The sequence below is a fragment of the Burkholderia sola genome (genome assembly GCF_905400185.1).
Lineage (GTDB): Bacteria > Pseudomonadota > Gammaproteobacteria > Burkholderiales > Burkholderiaceae > Burkholderia > Burkholderia sola.
The window spans coordinates 1,187,149-1,208,384 of record NZ_FR989676.1 but is presented as its reverse complement, the minus strand read 5'-3'; the positions used below and the strand labels follow the sequence as shown (position 1 = coordinate 1,208,384).

The window sequence follows — 21,236 nt, the reverse complement described above, 5'->3', positions numbered from 1 at the left end:
CTTCTCGTGTCCCGGATGATCGGCCAACGGCTCGCGGCATTGTACCGACGATTGGGCGACGGGAAAATGAAAGGTCCGGTTTCCCCGTAGCCGCCCAATTCTTCGCGCCCCATTTATCGCGGCTCGCGGTCGCACCGACTTTATGTAAATTTCGTAACCGTCTGTCGCGGTGACAACGGCCGCCCGACGCTGAAAATGGCGCCCTTCCGGGGCGTGGCTCGATCGACACGGCCCCGATGCGACGGGATAAACAGGACTTCCGCCGGTCCGTCGCCCATGCCCGCGTCGCAGACACCGCGGAAGCAGATTCGAAAGTCGTTCATCTCCGCGCCCCGGTAACATGCTACCGGGCCAACTACCGGCTTCCGGCTGCCTTTCGGCAACCGGCATTGTCGGCAAATCGTAAGTATTCCATGTCCATGCAACGACTATCCACGTACGCCCGCCGGATCGCGCTGATCGCGCTGCTGCAGTTCGCGGCGATCGCGACGGCGTCGGCGTTTCCGGCCGCCGCTTCCGCTCCCGTCGCGAGCGGCGTCGGCGCAACCGTGCCGGCCATCTCGCTGCCCGACGCCGTCGCGCAGCTCAAGCAGATGCAGGCCGAGCTGGACCGCATCAAGCAGCAGACGTCGACCGCGTCCAACAGCAAGGAGCTGGACGGGCTCGACGACTCGGCGCAGGAGCTGAGCACCGATGTCGCGAAACTGCAGAGCGATCTCACACCGCAACGCGCGCAGGTTCAGGCGCAACTCGACGTGCTCGGCCCGCCGCCGGCCGAGGGCGCCGCGCCGGAAACGCCCGCCGTCGCGAAGCAGCGGGCCGCGCTGGACGCACGCAAGACGCAGATCGATGCCGCGCTGAAGCAGGCCGCCGACCAGAAGACGAGCCTCACGAACCTGACCGAGCAGTTCGCGAAACTGCACCGCAGCCTGCTGAAGAACCAGCTCGCGTTCCGTTCGGGCAGCATCTTCAGCGCGCAGTTCTGGCTGCCGCTGTTCCACCTGTCGCCGGACGACCGTCAGCGGCTCGACGATTTCAACGGCGAACTGTTCGACATGCTGCGCTCGTCGTGGGTGCCCGGACAACGGGCGATCACCACGCTGCTGCTGATCGCCGCGTTCGCCGCATGGCTCGGCGGCCGCCGGCTCATCGAGCGCGGGCTCGCGTGGATCGCGCTGAACCGCCTGCCGCCCACCCGCTTGCGCCGCAGTGCGCTGGCGCTGTCGACCGCGCTGTCGACCTTCCTGGCGACGGCCATCGCGATTCAGATCCTCTACCTCGCCGTCGCGCGCCACTACGAACTCACGCCGTCGCTGACCGATCTGTGGGACCAGTTCGCGAAACTCGCCGCGACCTGCGCATTGATCGCCGGGCTCGGCCGCGCACTGCTCTGCACGAAGCATCCGTCGTGGCGCCTGCCCGCGCTCGCCGATCCCGTCGCGCTCGCGATGAAGCCGTTCCCCGCCGTCCTGGCCGGGCTGCTGCTGGTGTCGGGCACGCTCGAATCGATCAACCGGATCGTCGACACCAGCCTGTCGGTCACGCTGTTCGGCCGCGGCATCGTGTCGCTCGTCGTCGCGCTGACGGTCGGCGCGTCGCTGTTGCGCGCGAACCGTGCGCGCAGCGCCCTCGCGGCGGCAGGCGAGGCGCCCGAGCAGCGCTCGACGCTTGCCGGGCTAATCCATGCCGGCGTCACGCTCGCGATCGTCGCGTCGTTGATCGCACTCCTGATCGGTTACATCACGGTCGCGCGCTTCATCACGTACGAGCTCGTGTGGTTCGAGATCGTGCTGTGTGCGACCTACATCCTGATCCAGCTGACGCGCGACGCGAGCGAAAGCCTGTTCTCGTCGAGCCTGTCGACGGGCCAGCAGATCAAGCATCTGTTCGCGCTCGAAGATCGCCACCTCGACCAGGCGCGCACGGTCCTGTCCGGCTTCGGCACGAGCCTGCTGATGCTGATCGCGGCGATCGCGCTGCTGACGGGCGGCTTCGGCACGACGCCGGGCGACCTGCTCGACAGTGCGGTCGCGATGATCGGCAGCCAGCGGCTGCAGAGCCTGAACATCATGCCCGACCGGATCTTCAACGCCGTGATCGGCTTCGCGATCGGCTTCTACCTGCTGCGCTCGCTGCGCCGCTGGCTCGACGGCGAGTTCATGCCCGCGCTCGGCATGGATACGGGCATGCGCGTGTCGCTGATCACGCTGTTCACCAACGTCGGTTACGTGCTGCTCGTGCTGATGACGCTCGGGCTGCTCGGCGTCCGGTGGAGCAATCTCGCGTGGATCGTCAGCGCGTTGTCGGTGGGTATCGGTTTCGGCCTGCAGGAAATCGTGAAGAACTTCGTGTCGGGGCTGATCCTGCTGACCGAGCGCCCGGTGAAGGTGGGCGACATGGTCAGCATCGCGGGCGTCGAAGGCGACATCCGCCGCATCAACGTGCGCGCGACCGAGATTCAGCTCAGCGACCGCTCGACCGTGATCGTGCCGAATTCGCAGCTGATCTCGCAGAACGTGCGCAACGTGACGATGGGCAACAGCACGCAGGGCGTCGCGACGCTGGTGCTGACGTTCCCGCTGAACACCGATCCCGAGCAGGTGCGCGACCTGCTGCTCGATGCGTATCGCGAGCATCCGGCGATTCTCGACAAACCGGCGCCGTCGGTGACGTTCAGCCAGCTCGCGCCGGACGGGATCACGCTGAGCGTGACGGGTTACGTGTCGAGCCCGCGGATCGCGAGTTCGACGAAGAGCGACCTGCTGTTCGAGATACTCAAGCAGTTGCGCGCGGCGGCGATCACGCTGTCGAGCCCGCAGATGCTGGTCGTGCAGAACATGCCGACGAACGATGGTCCGACGCCGCACGAATCGTAAGCAAGCCATCGAGCGGGTACGCTCGCGATCGATCGGCGTGCCGCACGCCTCGCAATAAACGACAAGGGCCGGTTACCGCTTTCGCGACAACCGGCCCTGTTCATTCGACCGTCGATGCGCCCTGGCCGGGCGCCCGCCCTCACACGTCGAACTTCACCCCCTGCGCCAGCGGCAGTTGCCGGCTGTAATTGATCGTATTCGTCGCCCGGCGCATATACGCCTTCCACGCGTCCGAACCCGACTCACGCCCGCCGCCCGTTTCCTTCTCGCCGCCGAACGCGCCGCCGATTTCCGCGCCGCTCGTGCCGATGTTCACGTTGACGATCCCGCAATCGCTACCGGCCGCCGACATGAACTGCTCGGCCTCGCGCATGTCGTTCGTGAAGATCGCCGACGACAGGCCTTGCGGCACCGCGTTGTGCACGTCGATCGCATCTTCGAAGTCGTCATAGACCATCACGTACAGAATCGGCGCGAACGTCTCGCGCTCGACCACCGCCGATTGCTTCGGCATCCGCACGATCGCCGGACGCACGTAGTACGCATCCGCGTGACCGACGTCGACGCGCTCGCCGCCCTTCACTTCGCCGCCCTGCTCGCGTGCATCGGCCAGCGCTTTCTGCATCGCGTCGAACGACGCACGATCGACGAGCGGGCCGACCAGCGTACCTTCCTCGAGCGGGTTGCCGACCTTCACCGACGCGTAGGCCTTCTCGATGCGCGGCAGCAGTTGCTCGACGAGGCTGCGATGCACGATCAGGCGGCGCAGCGTCGTGCAGCGCTGGCCGGCCGTGCCGACCGCCGCGAACGTGACCGCGCGCACGACGAGGTCGAGATCCGCGCTCGGCGCGACGATCATCCCGTTGTTGCCGCCGAGTTCGAGGATGCCGCGCGCCAGGCGCTGGCTCAGCACCTTCGCGACTTCCTGGCCCATCCGCACGCTGCCCGTCGCGCTGACGACCGGCACCTTCTTCGACGCCGTCAGCACCTCACCGACATCGCGCATGCCGAGCACCAGCTGGCTCAGCTCAGCCGGCGCGACGCCCGGATGCGTCTTCTCGAACTCACGGAGCGCCTTCTGGAGCAGCACGTGACATGCGATCGCGGTAAGCGGCGTCTTCTCGGACGGCTTCCACACGACCGAATCGCCGCACACGAACGCGAGCGCCGCATTCCAGGCCCACACCGCGACCGGGAAATTGAACGCCGAAATCACGCCGCACACGCCGATCGGGTGCCACGTTTCCATCATCCGGTGGCCCGGGCGCTCGGACGCGATCGTGAGGCCGTAAAGCTGGCGCGACAGACCGACCGCGAAATCGCAGATGTCGATCATTTCCTGCACTTCGCCGAGCCCTTCCGACGTGATCTTGCCTGCTTCGAGCGTGACGAGGCGGCCCAGCTCGGCCTTGTGCTCGCGCAGCACGTTGCCGAACACACGCACGAGTTCGCCGCGCACCGGCGCCGGCACCGTGCGCCACTTGAGGAACGCGTCGTGCGCGGCGTCGATCTTGCGCTCGGCGTCGGCGGGCGTGTCGACGGCCAGCGTCGCGAGCGTCGCGCCGTCGAGCGGCGAGCGCGCGGTCAGCGCGTTGCCTTTCCACTGGGCGAGATCGATGTCGAGCGCGGCAAGAATGTCGTTGAATTGCATCACTTCCTCTTCAGGGACAGATTGATCGGTGCGGCGGCAGCGCCGCCCGCGTGATTCGATTGGAGCGCGTTCGAGCGCCTCGTGCAAGCGGATGCGCCGCGCGGCGGGCCCGGTGCGCCATCCGGCGCATCGCGCGGCGCCGCCGCCGGCAAGCCCGGCCGGACGGCGCGCCCCAGCCTCGCGAGGCACGATCCATGAAACACATTGTCGATGGCCACAAGTCGGGCCGCTATTGATATTAACTCACGACTTCATTCCCAAAACGCAAGAAGTCAGCCGCGCAGCCGCGCCTTTGCCTACGCTGATATCAGACGGTTCCAAAGCCCGCAGACGGGCACGCGGACGCGTCCCGGCCCGACGCAAGTTGATGACGATCCCGCATCACCCTGTGCGGAAATATCGTTTGCCGCCCGTGCATCGGACCCCACACAATCAGTGCGACGTCGAGGTGCAACGCACCCGGCGCGCCGCCGGCCGCCACGACCGCCGCCGGACGACCGACGAACGCGACACGCACCACGGCCCGGGTCAGCGGGCCCGCTTCGCACCGCATCACCGCTGCCCGGCCCACGACCGGCAACGCGTCGCGCTTCGTCACCGAAAAACAATCCCGGAGACAGCGCCCAGCGCCCGCCATGCATTCAGACGCCCGCCCCGATTCGTCCCGCCCGTCCGGCTCGCCGCCCGCGAAGCCGTCCCTCCACCGTGCGCTGCAGGCGCGCCATCTGCGAATGATCGCGATCGGCGGCTCGATCGGCACGGGCCTGTTCGTCGCGTCCGGCGCGTCGATCTCGCAGGCCGGGCCCGGCGGTGCAATGCTCGCGTACATGATGATCGGCCTGATGGTCTATTTCCTGATGACGAGCCTCGGCGAAATGGCCGCGTTCATGCCGGTATCGGGCTCGTTCGCGACCTACGGCGCGAAGTTCGTCGACGATGGCTTCGGCTTCGCGCTCGGGTGGAACTACTGGTACAGCTGGGCCGTGACGCTGGCGGTGGAGCTCGTCGCCGCGCAGCTCGTGATGCACTACTGGTTCCCGCACGTGCCGGGCGTCTGGTGGAGCGCGCTGTTCCTCACGCTGATCTTCGCGCTCAACGCGCTGTCGGTGCGCGGCTTCGGCGAGGCCGAATACTGGTTCGCGCTGATCAAGGTGCTGACGGTGCTCGCATTCGTCGGCGTCGGCCTGCTGATGATCTTCGGGATCATGCAGGGCGGCCCGAGCGCCGGCTGGGGCAACCTCACGATCGGCGACGCGCCGTTCGTCGGCGGCTGGGCGACGATGCTCGGCGTCGCGATGATCGCGGGCTTCTCGTTCCAGGGCACCGAGATGATCGGCGTCGCGGCCGGCGAATCGGAGAATCCGCGCACGACGATTCCGCGCGCGGTGAGCCAGATCTTCTGGCGCATCCTGCTGTTCTACGTGTTCGCGATCTTCGTGATCGGCGTGCTGGTTCCGTACACCGATCCGAGCCTGCTGAAGAGCGACGTGACCGATATCGGCGTGAGCCCGTTCACGCTCGTGTTCCGCCACGCTGGGCTGGCCTTCGCCGCAGGCGTGATGAACGCGGTGATCCTGACGGCCGTGCTGTCGGCCGGCAACTCGGGCATGTACGCGTCGACGCGCATGCTCTACAACCTCGCGGTCGAAGGCCGCGCGCCGAAGCTGTTCGCGAAGCTGTCGCCGGGCGGCGTGCCGCGCAACGCGCTGTATGCGACCACCGCGATCGGCGCACTGTGCTTCCTCACGTCGCTGTACGGCGACAAGACCGTCTACCTGTGGCTGCTGAACACGTCGGGCATGGCCGGCTTCATCACGTGGCTCGGCATCGCGGTCAGCCACTACCGGTTCCGCAAAGGCTTCCTGAAACAAGGCTACCGGCTCGACCAGTTGCCGTACCGGTCGAAGTGGTTCCCGTTCGGCCCGCTGTTTGCGTTCGCGCTGTGCGCGGCCGTCGCGCTCGGCCAGGACTATCAGGCGTTCCTCGCCGACAAGATCGACTGGACTGGCGTCGCCGCGACCTACGTCGGCCTGCCGTTCTTCCTCGCGATCTGGCTCGGCTACGCGCTCGTGCGCAAATGCCGGCTGGTGCGCTACGAGGACATGGACATCGCGCCGTGGATCGAACGCAACGCGACGCATGAAGCGACCGAAAAGGCCGACGCCGGCTATCCGGCCTATGTCGCCCGTCCGGCCAACCCGACGCCGGGCGCCTGACGCCCGGTCACGCGCCGGCAGCCGCCCCTTCGCGGCGGCCGCTGCGCTGAAATCCCCATTCGACGCGGCGCGCGCGTTCAGGCAAGATCGACGCGCGCCGTCCGCCTTTCCGCCGTCACGAGTCACCGAACACGCATGCAGAACTTCTACGAAGCCACCGTTAGCCGCCAGCCCTACCCGCAACTGACCGACACGATCGATACGCAGGTCTGCATCGTCGGCGGCGGCCTCGCCGGGCTGTGCACGGCGCTCGGCCTCGTCGAGCGCGGCGTGCACGACGTCGTCGTGCTCGACGGCGAACGGGTCGGCTTCGGCGCGTCGGGCCGCAACGGCGGCTTCGTGTTCGGCGGCTACAGCCTCGACAACGCCGACCTGCTGCGCACGCTCGGCCGCGACGAAGGGCGCCGGCTGTACCGGCTCACCGTCGACGCGGTCGACCTGATCCGCGCGCGCATCGCCCGCTACGGGATCGACTGCGACATCGTCGACGAAGGCGTGATGCTCGCGAACTGGTTCGACGATCCGTCGCGGCTCGACGGCGTGCGCACGCTGATGAAGCAGGAATTCAACGTCGACTGGGAACCGGTCGCGACCGACGCGCTGCGTGCGCGGCTGAAGACGCAGCGCTATTACGGCAGCCTGTTCGAGCCGAACGCATTCCACTTTCATCCGCTGAAGTACGTGCTCGGCGTCGCGGCGGCCGCGTCGCGCGGCGGCGCACGCGTGTACGAACGCTCGGCCGCGCTCGGCATCGCGCGCGACGGCGCCGGCTACGTCGTGCGCACGGCGCAGGGCGCGGTGCGTGCGAAGGACGTCGTATTCGCCGGCGGCGGCTACGCGCGCGGCGTGTCGCCGCGCATCGAGCGCGCGGTGCTGCCGATCGCGACCTACGTGATCGCGACCGAACCGCTCGGCACGCGCCTGCCCGACGCGATCGACGCGCCGTACGCGATCTACGACACGCGTTTCGCGTTCGACTACTACCGTCCGCTGAAGGACACGCGGATTCTGTGGGGCGGCCGGATCTCCGTGCTCGATCGCGGCCCCGACGCGATCGCGCGCCTGCTGCGGCGCGACCTGCTGCGCGTGTATCCGCAACTGGACGGCGTGAAGGTCGACTACGCGTGGGGTGGGCTGATGAGCTATGCGCGGCACAAGATGCCGCAGATCGGCCGCGACACGGACGGCGTGTGGCACGCGATCGCATTCGGCGGTCACGGGATGGCGCCGACCACCGTCGCCGGCGAGGTGCTCGCCGCCGCGCTGGCGGGAGAGCGTCCGGTGCCGGACGGCTTCGCCGCGTTCGGGCTCACGCGCACGTTCGGGCTGGCCGGCCTCGCCGCCGCGCAGCTCACGTATACGGCGTACCAGGCCCGCGACGCGCTCGCGTCCTGCCGCCGCTGAGCGCCCGCCGCAGCCTTGCCGATTAGAGCGGAAGGTCGGCCGGGCGGGCATTTCCCACATGCTAGAATGCCTTTTCCAAGCCGCCGCGAACCAGAACAAAGTCACATGAAAGCAGGAAGCAAGGCCGCCACGTCCGACCCCCGCGCGCTTGCGTCCGACGCGCGGCGCAAATACGATCCCGAGCAAACCAAGCGCAACATCCTCGACGTCGCCACGCAGGAATTCTCCGCGATGGGCCTCGCCGGTGCGCGCGTCGACGCGATCGCCGAGCGCACGAACACGACGAAGCGGATGCTCTATTACTACTTCGAAAGCAAGGAAGGCCTGTACGAGGCCGTGCTGGAGAAAGTATACGGCGACATCCGCGCGCTCGAGCAGGAACTGCACGTCGGCGACATGGAGCCGCGCGAAGGCATGCGCCGTCTCGTCGAATTCACGTTCGACTATCACGACAAGCATCGCGATTTCGTCCGCCTCGTGTCGATCGAGAACATCCACGGCGCGAAGTATGTCGAACAGCTGAAGTCGTTCAAGAACCGCAACGTCAGCATCATCAAGACGCTCGAGGAACTGGTCGAGCGCGGCGCGGCCAGCGGCGTGTTCCGCAAGGACATCGACGCATTCGATCTGCACCTGCTGATCAGCTCATTCTGCTTCCACCGCGTGGCGAACCGCTACACGTTCGGCGCTGCATTCGGCCGCGACCCGTCGGCACCGCGCCTGCGCGCGCGACACCGCGACACGATCGCCGACGCGGTGCTCCGCTACGTCGCCGCGTAAGCGGCGGTAGTCGCCGGCCGGGGCACGCGACATCCGCGCCCCGCGAACTTCATTCAGCACTTCAGCGCATCAGTCCGTCGGCGCGGTCGACGCCAGCGCGATCCGCGCCTTCTGTTCCGGGCTCCCCGCCACGTAATACTTCTTCGCCCAGCTCGAATCGGGCGCGAGCGCGAGCCGCGCATGCGTACCCGTGCCGTGCTGCTGCTTCGCATGGATCGCCAGCGCGCGGGCGCGGTAGTGCTCGTACAGCCGCAGGAATTCCGCGAGATAGATCGCCGCGATCCGCTTGTCGCGGATCTCGAGCAGGTTCTCGTCGTTGTACTGCTCGGAATTGCGGCTCATGTTCGCCGAACCCGTATAGACGACCGGATTCGCGCCTTCCGCATCGATCACGATGAACTTGTGATGGATCACGACGGGCGGGAAAACCGGCGCCGGTTCGCCCGGGAAAAGCCGCAACTCCGGCTCGAAACCCTGCGGCACCGTGGCCGGCGAGAAATACGACGCGTCGATCACGTCGTGGTTGTCGCGGCTGCGGTGGTACAGCTCGAGGTTCGCGAGCGTCGCCGCATCGAGCGTCTGGCCGTCGTGCTGCGCGGTATCGGCCTTCGTCGCGCTGCCGACGCTGATCTTGTTCACGAGGCCGAACATCATCAGCCCGCGGTCGCCAGCCGCGAAACACGCGTCGCGCAGCGCCGCGTCGGTCGGCATGAACAGGCAGAACGACACCGAATGCTTCGCGGCCGCGATCGCGGCGACGATCGTATCGATCTCGGTACGCTGCCCCGCGGGCTCCGGCGAGTACGCGACGCGCACCTGCGCGCTGCCGATCGTCATCGGCGCCGACCAGCCCGGCGACAGCCGCGCGGTCTCCGCAATCGACGGATTCCCGGCCAGCGCATGCGCGCGCTCGTTGTACAGCGCGGCGAGCGCAGGCGAGTCGAACGCATGCAGCACGTTGGCCTGCTCGGTCAGCCCCTCGGTCGTGAAGTTCGCGGAGCCGGTCAGCACGCGCGCGGGCGCCGGGTTCGACGGCGCATCGGTCACGATGAACTTGTCGTGCATGATGTGCGTCTTGTCGCGCGGCGCGAGCGTCGCGAGGCCCTGCAGCGCATCGACGGCCGGCTGGTTCGGCGACGGCAGCGGCGGCTTGCCCTTGCGCGCCGTCGTGTGCGCGTCGTAGACGATCGCGAGCGACGCTTCGCCGTGCTGGCGGCCGAACGCGTCGAACGCGGGCAGCGCCCACAGCGTGTCGGTCAGGTGATAGACGGCCGACACCGCGCGCGATGCCGGATCGAGCATCTGCGCGAACACCTGCTCCATGTCGTTCGCGAGCCACGTGCGCAACTTCAGCGCCTGCGCGGCGCTCGGCGCCTCGTTCGGCGCGAGGCCGAGCGCCGCGACCTGCTTCGCGAACGCCTGCGAGCTGACCACCGCACGGTTGAACCACGTGCCGATGCCGTCCTCGACGTGCGCGGGCAGCACGACGTCGCACACGCCGGCTTGCGCGTCGAGCACCTGCAGGTTCGCCGGCGTGCCGACGACCGGATAGACGTCGTAGCGGAACGACGCACCGCGGTCCTGCGGATCGATGCGCGCGTCCCACCACATGAATTTCTGGATCGGCGCCTGATCGGTCGGCGCATCGCCCTGCGTGTCGGCGGCCGGGCCGTCGAACGTCAGGCGGTTGGGCAGCCAGCTGTCCGGCGCACGCGTCTTGCCGTCGGCCGACCAGAAACCCGGCGTGCGCCGGATCGCGAAGCCGAGGAAATCGGACCGCGACGCCGCATCGGGCCAGTCGAAAGCCAGCAGGACCAGGGTGGGGGAAAGATAGCTGCGCACGCTGACGGTCATTCGTTGCTCCCTGGCCCGGCGGCCGGTCGAGATGAATGCGTCAGTCTTGATGGCGGTTCTTCCCGCGCGATGACCGTTCGATGAACCTTGTATGTCGGACGCGCGTCAGTCGCATACGAGCAGCTCGATCCCGCGCGCCGTCAGCGCGCGGCGCACGGCCTTGTCGGGTGCGCGTTCGGTCACCAGATAGCGGGCGGCGGACGTGCCGTTGATCCGCACCGGCGTCACGCGGCCGAATTTCGAATGGTCGGCGACGATGATCGCCGTGCCCGCCGCCGCGATCATCCGGCTGCGCACTTCGGCCGCGAGCCGCGAGTAGTCGGTGCACTCGCCGTCGGGCGTGATGCCGCCGGCGCCGACGAACGCGAAATCGACGTGGTATTGCGCGAGCTGGTGGATCGTGTCGAGCCCGAACGTGGCGTCCTCGTCGTCGGACAGCTCGCCGCCGAGCAACGTCACGCGGTTGCCGTTGCGCCGCGCGAGCACGAACGCGGTACGCCAGTCGTTCGTGTAGATCGACAGCCGGTGCCGGTCGGCGAGCGCCAGCGCGACCGCATGCGGCGTGCTGCCCGAATCGATCAGCACCGATGCATCGTCGGGCACGAATTCGGCCGCGCGCCGCCCGATCGTGCGCTTCGCGTCGGCGTTCGCGGCTTCGCGCTCGGACAGGCTCGGCTCGCGGCGATCCGCGGCCAGCGCGCCGCCATGCGTCATCACGAGCAGGCCGCGCGCGGCCAGCGCGTTCAGGTCGCGCCGCACGGTTTCGCGCGACACGTCGAGCGAACGCACGAGTTCCGCGACCGTCAGCGCGCCCGAGCGTCCGAGCGCCGACAGGATGTATTGATGACGTTGTTCCGCCAGCATCGCGTGTGCGCCCGAGGCGACTGGTAATGGGTAAGCCGGCCATTGTATTACGGACGTTTGACGACCATTTGACCGGGCCGGGTAACACGGCCGGGCGGCGGCCGCGCGCGTTGCCCGAAAGCGAAATTCTGTATTGCCCGGCGCGCGCGAATCCGCGCGGCGCCGGTTGCTACACTTTGCGCTTCGCCGAACGACCGACCAAGACCGACCAATAAAGGGGCTCGCGCCATGTATCGCAAAGGCAGTGTGATCGAAATCCAGTTTCCGCCGGAACGCCTCAACGACGCGGCAGGCGATCCGTACTGGATCGACCTGACGCTCGACGAAGCGCGTCGGCTCTACGAACAGCTCGCCGCGCGCTTCGCGACCGACGCACGCGCCAACCAGCCGCTCGATACGTTCTCGATCGACTGAGCGTCGCTGCTGCGCGCCCATCCGCGCAGCGCCGTGCCGTGCGGTGCCGCGGACGATCATCCCCGCCGCGCCGCGCACCGGCGCGCGATGACCGCCGCCCCGCTCACGCGCCGCGCGGCATGAGTGCAGGATTCGACAAGACGCCAGCGTCGCTTCGCCCGATACTGGCCGACTTTCCGGATCTGTCCGGCCGCGTCGCGGCCCGTCACGCATGCTCAACTCGATCGTCGCCGCCGTTTTCGTCGCGCTCTGGTCCACCGGCTTCATCGTTGCACGGGCAATCAAGCCCTACGCCGATCCGAACCTGTTCCTGCTCGCGCGCTTCGCGGGCACGGCCGCGCTGTTCGGCGTGGTCGCGCTCGCCGCGCGCGCGCCGTGGCCGGCCCGCCGCGAATGGCCGCGCCACCTGATCGCCGGCGCGCTGTTGCAAGGCGTCTATCTCGGCGCGAGCTACTGGGCCGTCGCGCAAGGGTTGAATGCGGGCGTGATGGCGCTGCTCGGCGCGCTGCAGCCGCTTGCCACCGCCGTGCTCGCGGTTCCGCTGTTCAACGAACGTCTGCCCGCGCGCGGCTGGCTCGGGATGGCGCTCGGGCTGGCCGGCGTCGCGCTCGTGCTCGCGCCGAAAGTCACCGGCGGCGTCGCGCCGCCGCCGGGCGCCGCGCCTGCGTGGCTCGTCGTCACCGTGTCGGTGCTGGCGGTCGGGTCGATCACCGCCGGCTCGCTGTACCAGAAAGGCAAGCTCGCGCAGAGCGACCTGCGCACGGCGGTCGCCGTGCAGAACTTCGGCGCGGCGCTCGTCGCGGCCGTCTTCGTCGTGCTGCTCCATGAAACCCGCTGGATCGACGCGCCGGCGCTGTGGGTGTCGCTCGTGTGGGGCGTCGTGTTCCTGTCCGGCGGCGCGGTCACGATGCTGATGTGGATGCTGCGGCACGGCAATGCGGCGCGCGCGACGTCGCTGCTGTTTCTCGCGCCGCCGCTGGCCGCGCTGCAGGGCTACGCGCTGTTCGGCGAAACGCTCGCGACGATCCAGCTCGCCGGCTTCGCGCTCGCGCTGGTGGGCGTCGTGCTCGCGCGGCGCTGACGGGCGAAGACGCACGCGGGATCGAGCGGCCACGCCGTCATCGGGCCTCCATCCCTCCTCGCTGAAGCCGCGCGCACGGCCGCCCTTCGCGCAGCATCTCCTGCACCCGCCCGGCGCACCGCGCACCACGGCGATGCGGCGCGTCTCGCCGATGCAACGCGAAACCGCCGGAAACGCCTGTCCGGCGCGGCGGCGCGCCGCGATTGCGCTTATGATGAGCGCCTTGCATTTCGTCCCGGAACTTTCCTCATGACATCCGCCGATTACGCCAGCCGCCAACGCGCGATCATTGCCGAACTGAACGTCGCCCCGCACTTCGACGCCGAGGCCGAAATCGACCGCCGCGTCGATTTCCTCGCGCAATACCTTCGTTCGACCGGCCTGCGGACCTACGTGCTCGGCATCAGCGGCGGCGTCGATTCGTCGACGGCCGGCCGGCTGGCGCAGCTCGCGGTCGAAAAGCTGCGCGCCGGTGGCTACGACGCGCGCTTCATCGCGATGCGCTTGCCGAACGGCGTGCAGAACGACGAAGACGATGCGCAGCGCGCGCTCGCGTTCGTGCGCGCGGACGAGGTATTGACGGTCGACGTGAAGCCGGCCGCCGATGCGATGCTCCGTTCGCTGGTCGCGTCGGGCCACGCGTTCGAAGACCCCGCGCAACAGGATTTCGTGCACGGCAACATCAAGGCGCGCGAGCGCATGATCGCTCAGTACGCGGTGGCCGGCGCGCGGCGCGGCATCGTGATCGGCACCGACCACGCGGCCGAATCGCTGATGGGTTTCTTCACGAAGTTCGGCGACGGGGGCGCGGACATCCTGCCGCTCGCGGGCCTGAGCAAGCGTCGTGTGCGCGGGGTCGCACGCGCGCTCGGCGGCGACGAGCTGATCGTGATGAAGGTGCCGACGGCCGACCTCGAGGAACTGCGCCCGCTGCGCCCCGACGAGCACGCGTATGGCGTGACCTACGACGAGATCGACGATTTCCTCGAAGGCAAGCCGGTCGCCGACCGCGTCTACGAAACGGTGCTGCGCTTCTACGACGGGTCGCGCCACAAGCGCGCGCTGCCGTACACGATGTTCGACTGGCCGACCGCCTAAGCCGGCCGCCCGGCTACCGACATACCGCCGCGCGCACCGTCACGGCTGCGCGCGGCACATCGGCGCCGGGCAACGCTATGCGTTCCCGCCCGTCTTTTTCGCCTGCAGCGCACGAATCCGCAGCCGCGCGCCCGTATCGCTGACCGTCGCGTCGTACATCGTCGCGAGGTCGCGCTTGAGCGCGGTGCGCGAGCCGCCGTCGAGATACACCATGTGCCCCGACGGATAGAATCGCGCGGACAGGTTCTGCCGCACCTTCTGGTCCTCCAGCGGCATCTGCTGCAGATCGATCACGGTCTGGTAGAACGGCGTGACGAAATCGTAGAGTCCGTTCGCCGACAGCACCTTCAGGTCGACGTTCAGCGCCATCACCGCGGCGAGGTCGCCGGCCGTGTAGAGGATCACGTTCCCCTGCGCATCGATGCCCTGCTGCGCGCCGGTCGGGTCGATGTGGCTGAAATCCCAGTTCTTGAAGGCCTGGTCGTTCAGGTCCGTGAACGCCGAGTTCGACGTGAACTTCAACTGCTCGTTCAGGTAGCTGTTCCACATCGCCGTATAGACGCCCGTCACGGCCGTCATCGTCGGATCGTTGCCGCCCGAATTCGGGTCGATCTTGCCGGCGATGCCCGACGAGATCCCGGTCACGCGGCCGTCGTACGAACCGAGCGCGAGCCCCTGCGCATGCAGCAGCGTCGTCAGGAACAGCGAATTGCCGCGCGTGTCGTAACCGGCGATGTCGAGCCCCCACGATTGCAGCGTCGCCGTATCGATGCCCGTGTATGCCGACAGCTTCTGCACGGTGGCCGGGTTCGCATGCGGCATCGCGCGCAGCGCGCTCAGGTAGTCGGTGCGCGCGAACTGCGCGACTTCCTCGACGAACGCGCCGAGATCGCTCGGCGCCGGCTTGATGCCGAGCTTCTTGTGATACCACGCATCGGCCGCGGCGGTCGGCAGCGCGCCGACCGGGTTGCCGGCCTGCCGGTAATCGAGGATCGACGATTGCAGCGTGACGCCGTTCAGGTCGACGCCGTCCTCGTGCAGCTTGTACGCGAGCACGCAACTGCGCGCGGTGCCGTACGATTCGCCGAACAGGTATTTCGGCGAATTCCAGCGGTTGTTCTTCGTCAGGTAGCGCTTGATGAACTGCTTCAGCGAATTCGCATCCTGGTCGACGCCCCAGAAGTCGCGGTTCTTGTTCGGCGCGACGGCCGCCGAATAGCCGGTGCCGACCGGATTGATGAACACCAGGTCGCTGTGGTCGATCATGCTGTCCGGGTTGTCCTCGAGCTGGTACGGCGCGGGCGGCGTGAAACCGGGCATCGACGTCTTGATGCGCTTCGGCGCGAACGAGCCGAGCAGCACGAACACCGACGAAGATCCGGGCCCGCCGTTGTAGAAGAACGTCACGGGCCGCGTTTCCTCCTTCGCGCCGTCGGCCGTGAACGCGACGTAGAAAATCTTCGCGGCCGGCTGCGAACTGCTCGGATCGACCGTCACCAGGTGGCCGACCGTCGCCGTGTACGCGATCCGCTTGCCATCGATCAGGATCGTGTGGTGCGTGATCGCGGCCGCCTCGGTCGTGTCCGTCACCGAGTCGTCGGGGCCGTTGCCGTACGCGACCGGATCGAAGAACGGCTGGTCGCGGCCGTGGCTCAGCGCGACCGGGTTGATGGTCGGCGGCACGCCATGCGAATTGTGGTCGCCGTGATGCAGCGGATACACGCCGCCGGAAGATGCGGAATCGATGCCCATCGTGCTGCTCCTGGAGGTGAAAAAAGACGCGGGCAGACCACCCGCGTCGAACGGAAAGGCGTGCGCCGGCGCGTCAGCTCGACGGCTTGCGCGCGAGGATCGTGGCGAGTTGCGCACCGTTCGGGCTGCCGAGGCCCGTGCACGCGTCCCAGCCGGACGCGGCCGCATACGTGCCGTTCGATCCTTTCGTGATGTCGCGCAGCGCGCCCGGATGCTTGTACAGCACCGGATTGATCCAGCCGGCCGGCGCGCCGGCCGTCGCATTGATCCGCGCGATCAGCGCGGCCCACAGCGGTGCGACCGCGCTCGTGCCGCCCATCACCGAAGGCGTGCCGGCGACCGACACTTCGTAACCCGTCTGCGGCGACGCGTCGCCGGCCACATCCGGCACGCCGCGCTTCGCGAGCGGCGTGGTGGTGCCGTCGGCGCGCGCGACCTTCAGCCCCTGCTGCCATGCCGGCAGGTCGAACAGCGAACTGACGCCGCCGCCGCCCGCCCCGCCGCCGGCCGCCTCGTCGTTCCACGTGACCTCGCTGCGGATGCCCTGCCCGGGCAGCGCGTCAAGTTGCGTACCACCGCAGCCGAGCACGTACGGGCTCGACGCGGGGAAATCGACGTGATCGGCGCCGTCCTGCAGCCCGTCGCCCGAGCCGCTGTCGCCCGACGCCGCGCAGACGGTGATGCCCTGTGCGGCGGCCGCCTGCAGCACGCGGTTGAACGCATGGGCGGACTGCGCCTGCCAGATCGCCTCCGGGCCGCCCCAGCTGATCGAGATCACGGAAGGCCGATTGGTCTTGTCGGTGACGGCCGCGTTGACGGCCTGGATGAAGCCCGCGTCGCTGTTCGGCGCGAAGTAGACGGCGATCTTCGCGGCCGGTGCGATCGCGCCGGCGATCTCGATGTCGAGCGCGACTTCGCCGTCCGGGCCGTTCGGCTCGCCGGTCGGTGCGTTGCGGCCGGTGCCGACGTTCACGTCGACGAGCGTCGGCGGCGTCGTGATCCCGAGCCCGCGGAAATACTGCTGGATGTCGGCCGCGCGATAGCCGCCGCCGAGTTCGACGATCGCGATGCATTGCCCGGCGCCGTCGCCGGCCGGAAAGTCGTACAGCGACGCAAGCTGGATCGGCGTGAACGTGACGGCCGCCGCGCCGCGCGCCGGCTTGAACGGCGGACGGAAGCGAAAGTGCGGCCGCGCCTGCGGCCGGCTGTCGAGGCCCAGCACGGCCGTCACCGCATCGCCGAGCTCGTCGGGCAGCGTGATCGGGCCCGAACGGCCGCGATACTGGCCGATCGACCGATGCTCGAAACGCTCGAGCTTCACGCTGAACGCGGCTTCGAACTGCGCGATCGTGCCGGACACCACGACGACGCTTTCGACCGGGTCGACACGATCGACCGCCAGTTGATGACGGTGCGCGAAGTCCTCGGTCTTGCGGATGTCGTCGGGATTGGCGGAGAAACGCTGCGCGAATGCGTCGCGCGACAGCGGTTTTGCACCGGCGTCGCCGCTGGCGAGCTGGTGGACCAATGCATCGAGTTGCCCTTCTTCCTGCCGCCGCAACATGATCGTGACGTGGATGCGTTCTGCCGGATCGCACTGGCCGAGACACTTGGACTCGGCGACGATACGGGGTTCACGGTCGGCTTGAAGATGCCTTGCCATGTTCAGACCCTCCTTGGTACCGCGTTGCACGGAACAGCCAGGAAATCGGACATAGCCCGCGGAAGACGGTTCCGTTCGGTCAGTCGATTCGCGACGGCGCGTCTGCGACGGCGCGTTTGCGACGGCGCGAAGGTAGAGGAAGTTTAGAACAGTCAGACGATTTGCGCGCACGCCCTTCTGCGGCAAGCGTGCGCGCGAAGGCCGGCATCGCGCGCGGCCTGCCTACCCCGCGGCGACCATGCGGCGGCGCTCGGTCTCAGTCCATCGACAACCGCAGGGCAAAACCGATCAACGCAGCGGAAAAAGTCCAGCGCTGCACCGTCTGCGCGAGCGGATGCGCGCGCATCCACGCCGCGATGCGCGACGCGCCGAACACGCACGCGAGGTCGAAGCACACGCCGGCCGCCACCAGCAGCGCGCCGAGCGCGAACATCTGCCAGACGACCGGCCCGGCCTCGGGCCGCACGAACTGCGGCAGCAGCACCGAGCAGAACAGCAGCGCCTTCGGGTTCAGCAGGTTGGTCAGCAGCCCCTTCACGAACGATTGCCGCAACTCGCCCGCCGCCGCGTCGCCGTCGCCGAGCGCGAACACCGGCGAGCGGAACACCTGGATCGCGACGTACGCGAGATAGAACGCGCCGCCGTAGCGGATCACCTCGTACAACCAGGGCGCGCTGCGGATCAGCGCCGCGACACCGCACGCCGACAGCGTCACGTGCGCGGTGCGCGCGAGCGACAGGCCGGCCGCCGCGGCCATCCCCGGCCGCACGCCGCGGCCGATGCTGGTCTGCAGCACGAGCGCCATGTCGGGCCCGGGCACCGCGTAAATGGCCGCCAGCGCGGCGAGATAAATCAACAGCAAATGCGTGGAAATCATGGTCTGCCCCCGTCCTTCAATGACGATATGTTGCCGCTGAAGGCGGAGGGATTATTGGCCAACTTTGGCTCAGGAATGGCGATTCGTAGGGGAATCCGCCACAATCACGAAACTGTAAAAAGGATTCCACCAACATGACCGAGCTCGACAAAACCGACCGCGCGATACTCGCCGCGGTGCAACGCGACGGCCGCCTGCCGATCGCGCGGCTCGCCGAATCCGTCGGCCTGTCCGAGACGCCGTGCGCGCGGCGCCTGAAACGTCTGGAAAACGACGGCTACATCGAGCGCTATCGCGCGCAGCTGTCACGCCAGGCGCTGGGCTTCGGCGTGGTTGCGTTCGTGCTCGTGCGGTTCGCGACGCACGACCGCAAGGTCGCCGACCGGTTCGAACGGGAAGTGCTCGGCATCGAGCGGATCCTCGCGTGCCACAACGTAGCAGGCACGGCCGATTACCTGCTGCAGGTGGTCGCGCGCGACCTCGACGACTACGGCACGTTCCTGCGCGATTCGCTGCGGATGCTGCCGGGCGTGACGTCGATCGAATCGGCGCTGTCGTTGCGCGAGGTGAAGCACGACGCGGGGTTGCCGGTGCCGTGACGCACGCCGGGCCGACAAGCCGCGCGCGCAACGCTTGTTCACATTGTCGGCCGCGCCGGCGTCACACCGCGTCGAGCGACTGATGCGCGCGTTCGAGATCCTCGAGAAACGCTTCGACGACCGGATCGCCGCGCCCGTCGCGCGCCACGACCACGTGGAACGTGACTTCATAGTGCAGCTGCTCGGGATTGAGCGGCGCGAGCAGCCCCTGCGCGACATACGGCGCCGCGAAGTGCTGCGGCAGGTAGCCGAGGTGATGACCGGACAGGATCAGCAGCGCGACGGCCTCCATGTTGTCGGCGGTCGCGGTCACGCGATCGGGCGTCGTCGACATCTGCGCCTCCGGCAGCGGATACGAGCGCCAGGCCCACTCGAAGCCGGCGACGTCGGCCGGCGTCAGCGTGCCGGCGCGTTCGAACAGCGGATGGCCGCGGCCGCAGTACGCGACCTGCCGCTCGATGAACAGCGGCGTGTAGTGCAGCGTCGGCACGCGATGCCAGAAATAGCCGACCGCGATCTGGATCTCGTTGCTCAGCAGCTTTTCCTCGAGATCGCCCGGCGCGCGCACCGAAATCGAGAAGCGCACGGCCTCGTCGCGCGTGCGGAACGCGGCGATCGCCTCGGCGATCCGCGCATTCTGGCTGACCGGCGTATGACCGATCAGGCCGATGTTCAGCGTGCCGACCAGTTGGCGGTCCATGTGCCGCGCGGCCATCCCGAACTCGTCGAGCGCCGCGAGCAGCCTGCGGCTCATCGCGTGGAACCGCTCGCCCTTCGGCGTGAGCCGGAAGCCGCTGCGGCCGCGCTCGCAGAGCCGGTAGCCGAGCCGCGTCTCGAGCGACGACAGCTGCGCGCTGATCGTCGACTGGCCGACGTTCAGCATCGCCTGCGCGGCCGACACGCCGCCCGCGTCCGTGACCGCGAGAAACACGCGGATCAACCGCAGATCGAGGGTCGACAGATTCCCCAGCACGTTCATCCCCTTCCATACATCGATGAAGATCGATGTTTACGTCGATATCTTCGCATTCTTCTTTCCCGGCCGAGCGCGTAAAACTGTGCGCCAGGCCGCGTCGCATGATACGGCAGCCCCACACCGGAAGAGACGACCCCATGAACGACCCCATCCATTTCCAGCCGCTCGGCGGCAATGAAATGCCGCGCTCCGGCGGCATCGCGACGATGATGCGCCTGCCGCACGTGTCGAGCGCCGAAGGCCTCGACGCCTGTTTCGTCGGCGTGCCGTTCGATCTCGGCACGTCGAACCGCACCGGCGCGCGCTTCGGCCCGCGCCAGATCCGCACCGAATCCGTGCTGCTGCGCCCGTACAACATGGCCACGCGCGCAGCACCGTTCGATTCGCTGCAGATCGCCGACATCGGCGACGTCGCGATCAACCCGTACAACCTGCACGATTCGATCGCCCGCATCGAAGCCGCGTACGACGCGATTCTCGAGCACGACTGCAAGCCGATCACGCTCGGCGGCGACCATACGATCGCACTGCCGATCCTGCGCGCGATCCACCGCAAGCACGGCAAGGTTGCATTGATCCACGTCGATGCACATGCCGACGTGAACGACACGATGATGGGCGAAAAGATCGCGCACGGCACGCCGTTCCGCCGCGCGGTCGAGGAAGGACTGCTGCACGGCGACAAGGTCACGCAGATCGGCCTGCGCGGCACCGGCTACGCGGCCGAGGATTTCGACTGGTGCCGCGAGCAGGGCTTCCGCGTGGTCCAGGCCGAGGAATGCTGGAACAAGTCGCTCGCGCCGCTGATGGAAGAAGTGCGCGCGCGCATCGGCGACACGCCCGTCTACATCACGTTCGACATCGACGGCATCGATCCGGCCTACGCGCCGGGCACCGGCACGCCGGAAATCGCGGGCCTCACGGTGCCGCAGGCGCTCGAGATCATCCGCGGCGCGAAGGGGCTGAACATCGTCGGCTGCGATCTCGTCGAAGTCGCGCCGCCGTACGACCCGTTCGGCACCACCGCGCTGCTCGGCGCGAACCTCGCGTACGAGCTGCTGTGCGTGCTGCCGGGCGTCGCGTATCGCGACTGACGACCGATCCCGCTACACGACCTATTCCAAATCAGAG

Annotated in this window: 16 protein-coding genes; 9 read left to right on the top strand and 7 right to left on the bottom strand. The window is 68.1% G+C overall.

Annotation, left to right across the window (positions count from 1 at the left end):
- Window positions 1–413 precede the first annotated feature (413 nt).
- Window positions 414–2,876 carry a DUF3772 domain-containing protein gene (locus KR541_RS21995; RefSeq protein ID WP_050016282.1) on the top strand — a complete coding sequence of 821 codons (2,463 nt, stop codon included), beginning with the start codon at window positions 414–416 and terminating at the stop codon, window positions 2,874–2,876.
- Window positions 2,877–3,015: 139 nt separating this feature from the next.
- Here the strand turns inward: KR541_RS21995 and amaB are convergent, their stop codons facing one another.
- Window positions 3,016–4,527 carry an L-piperidine-6-carboxylate dehydrogenase gene (gene amaB / locus KR541_RS21990; protein WP_050016288.1) on the bottom strand — a complete coding sequence of 504 codons (1,512 nt, stop codon included), beginning with the start codon at window positions 4,525–4,527 and terminating at the stop codon, window positions 3,016–3,018.
- Between the two features lie 635 nt (window positions 4,528–5,162).
- Here amaB and KR541_RS21985 point away from each other — a divergent pair.
- The 3 genes from KR541_RS21985 (at window position 5,163) to KR541_RS21975 (ending at window position 8,927) form a co-directional block, all read left to right on the top strand.
- Window positions 5,163–6,743 (top strand): amino acid permease, encoded by a 1,581-nt coding sequence (locus KR541_RS21985; protein ID WP_204383883.1) that lies wholly within the window; start codon window positions 5,163–5,165, stop codon window positions 6,741–6,743.
- Between the two features lie 135 nt (window positions 6,744–6,878).
- A complete protein-coding gene (locus KR541_RS21980) occupies window positions 6,879–8,147 on the top strand; it encodes an NAD(P)/FAD-dependent oxidoreductase (protein WP_124631668.1) in 1,269 nt (422 codons plus the stop codon).
- 105 nt (window positions 8,148–8,252) lie between these two features.
- Window positions 8,253–8,927: a TetR/AcrR family transcriptional regulator gene (locus KR541_RS21975; protein ID WP_012339399.1), complete on the top strand. Its 675-nt coding sequence runs from the start codon at window positions 8,253–8,255 to the stop codon at window positions 8,925–8,927.
- Between the two features lie 69 nt (window positions 8,928–8,996).
- Here the strand turns inward: KR541_RS21975 and KR541_RS21970 are convergent, their stop codons facing one another.
- Window positions 8,997–10,781, bottom strand: coding sequence for a phospholipase D-like domain-containing protein (locus KR541_RS21970; RefSeq protein ID WP_050016300.1), 1,785 nt, complete (start codon window positions 10,779–10,781; stop codon window positions 8,997–8,999).
- A gap of 105 nt (window positions 10,782–10,886) precedes the next feature.
- Window positions 10,887–11,645, bottom strand: a complete 759-nt coding sequence (locus tag KR541_RS21965) for a DeoR/GlpR family DNA-binding transcription regulator (protein ID WP_050016302.1) — start codon at window positions 11,643–11,645, stop codon at window positions 10,887–10,889.
- Window positions 11,646–11,873: 228 nt separating this feature from the next.
- Here KR541_RS21965 and KR541_RS21960 point away from each other — a divergent pair, with 228 nt between their 5' ends.
- The 3 genes from KR541_RS21960 (at window position 11,874) to nadE (ending at window position 14,238) form a co-directional block, all read left to right on the top strand.
- Window positions 11,874–12,059, top strand: coding sequence for a hypothetical protein (locus KR541_RS21960; protein WP_006480515.1), 186 nt, complete (start codon window positions 11,874–11,876; stop codon window positions 12,057–12,059).
- Window positions 12,060–12,270: 211 nt separating this feature from the next.
- The gene (locus KR541_RS21955) at window positions 12,271–13,140 is read left to right on the top strand and encodes a DMT family transporter (RefSeq protein ID WP_050016305.1); all 870 of its coding nucleotides are present in this window, start codon (window positions 12,271–12,273) and stop codon (window positions 13,138–13,140) included.
- Window positions 13,141–13,389: 249 nt separating this feature from the next.
- Complete coding sequence (nadE, locus tag KR541_RS21950; RefSeq protein WP_050016307.1) at window positions 13,390–14,238, top strand: ammonia-dependent NAD(+) synthetase; 849 nt, start codon at window positions 13,390–13,392, stop codon at window positions 14,236–14,238.
- Between the two features lie 75 nt (window positions 14,239–14,313).
- Here nadE and KR541_RS21945 read toward each other — a convergent pair whose 3' ends face one another.
- The 3 genes from KR541_RS21945 to KR541_RS21935 all read right to left on the bottom strand — a co-directional run bounded on the left by KR541_RS21945 (window position 14,314) and on the right by KR541_RS21935 (window position 18,530).
- The gene (locus tag KR541_RS21945; protein ID WP_050016310.1) at window positions 14,314–15,990 is read right to left on the bottom strand and encodes a S10 family peptidase; all 1,677 of its coding nucleotides are present in this window, start codon (window positions 15,988–15,990) and stop codon (window positions 14,314–14,316) included.
- Window positions 15,991–16,063: 73 nt separating this feature from the next.
- Window positions 16,064–17,653, bottom strand: a complete 1,590-nt coding sequence (locus KR541_RS21940; protein WP_089489688.1) for a S53 family peptidase — start codon at window positions 17,651–17,653, stop codon at window positions 16,064–16,066.
- 256 nt (window positions 17,654–17,909) lie between these two features.
- Window positions 17,910–18,530 carry a LysE family translocator gene (locus KR541_RS21935; protein WP_050016313.1) on the bottom strand — a complete coding sequence of 207 codons (621 nt, stop codon included), beginning with the start codon at window positions 18,528–18,530 and terminating at the stop codon, window positions 17,910–17,912.
- Between the two features lie 134 nt (window positions 18,531–18,664).
- On the opposite strand from KR541_RS21935, the gene KR541_RS21930 reads away from it, so the two are divergent.
- Entirely contained in the window at window positions 18,665–19,129 is a 465-nt protein-coding gene (locus tag KR541_RS21930; protein WP_050016315.1) for an Lrp/AsnC family transcriptional regulator, read from the top strand.
- A 61-nt stretch (window positions 19,130–19,190) separates the two neighbouring features.
- On the opposite strand, the gene KR541_RS21925 is transcribed toward KR541_RS21930, so the two are convergent.
- Window positions 19,191–20,108, bottom strand: coding sequence for a LysR family transcriptional regulator (locus tag KR541_RS21925; protein WP_200891634.1), 918 nt, complete (start codon window positions 20,106–20,108; stop codon window positions 19,191–19,193).
- 134 nt (window positions 20,109–20,242) lie between these two features.
- Between KR541_RS21925 and speB the strand changes: the two genes are divergently transcribed.
- Window positions 20,243–21,199, top strand: coding sequence for an agmatinase (gene speB, locus KR541_RS21920; protein WP_050016317.1), 957 nt, complete (start codon window positions 20,243–20,245; stop codon window positions 21,197–21,199).
- The last annotated feature ends 37 nt before the right edge of the window (window positions 21,200–21,236 follow it).

Excerpts from the sequence above, each read along its gene's own strand:
- KR541_RS21955 (WP_050016305.1), top strand. The coding sequence starts at position 12,271 with ATGCTCAACTCGATCGTCGCCGCCGTTTTCGTCGCGCTCTGGTCCACC.
- KR541_RS21995 (WP_050016282.1), top strand. The coding sequence starts at position 414 with ATGTCCATGCAACGACTATCCACGTACGCCCGCCGGATCGCGCTGATC.
- KR541_RS21960 (WP_006480515.1), top strand. The coding sequence starts at position 11,874 with ATGTATCGCAAAGGCAGTGTGATCGAAATCCAGTTTCCGCCGGAACGC.
- KR541_RS21975 (WP_012339399.1), top strand. The coding sequence starts at position 8,253 with ATGAAAGCAGGAAGCAAGGCCGCCACGTCCGACCCCCGCGCGCTTGCG.
- amaB (WP_050016288.1), bottom strand. The coding sequence starts at position 4,527 with ATGCAATTCAACGACATTCTTGCCGCGCTCGACATCGATCTCGCCCAG.
- KR541_RS21940 (WP_089489688.1), bottom strand. The coding sequence starts at position 17,653 with ATGGCAAGGCATCTTCAAGCCGACCGTGAACCCCGTATCGTCGCCGAG.
- KR541_RS21970 (WP_050016300.1), bottom strand. The coding sequence starts at position 10,781 with ATGACCGTCAGCGTGCGCAGCTATCTTTCCCCCACCCTGGTCCTGCTG.
- KR541_RS21985 (WP_204383883.1), top strand. The coding sequence starts at position 5,163 with ATGCATTCAGACGCCCGCCCCGATTCGTCCCGCCCGTCCGGCTCGCCG.
- KR541_RS21925 (WP_200891634.1), bottom strand. The coding sequence starts at position 20,108 with ATGAACGTGCTGGGGAATCTGTCGACCCTCGATCTGCGGTTGATCCGC.
- KR541_RS21930 (WP_050016315.1), top strand. The coding sequence starts at position 18,665 with ATGACCGAGCTCGACAAAACCGACCGCGCGATACTCGCCGCGGTGCAA.
- nadE (WP_050016307.1), top strand. The coding sequence starts at position 13,390 with ATGACATCCGCCGATTACGCCAGCCGCCAACGCGCGATCATTGCCGAA.
- KR541_RS21980 (WP_124631668.1), top strand. The coding sequence starts at position 6,879 with ATGCAGAACTTCTACGAAGCCACCGTTAGCCGCCAGCCCTACCCGCAA.
- speB (WP_050016317.1), top strand. The coding sequence starts at position 20,243 with ATGAACGACCCCATCCATTTCCAGCCGCTCGGCGGCAATGAAATGCCG.
- KR541_RS21935 (WP_050016313.1), bottom strand. The coding sequence starts at position 18,530 with ATGATTTCCACGCATTTGCTGTTGATTTATCTCGCCGCGCTGGCGGCC.
- KR541_RS21965 (WP_050016302.1), bottom strand. The coding sequence starts at position 11,645 with ATGCTGGCGGAACAACGTCATCAATACATCCTGTCGGCGCTCGGACGC.
- KR541_RS21945 (WP_050016310.1), bottom strand. The coding sequence starts at position 15,990 with ATGGGCATCGATTCCGCATCTTCCGGCGGCGTGTATCCGCTGCATCAC.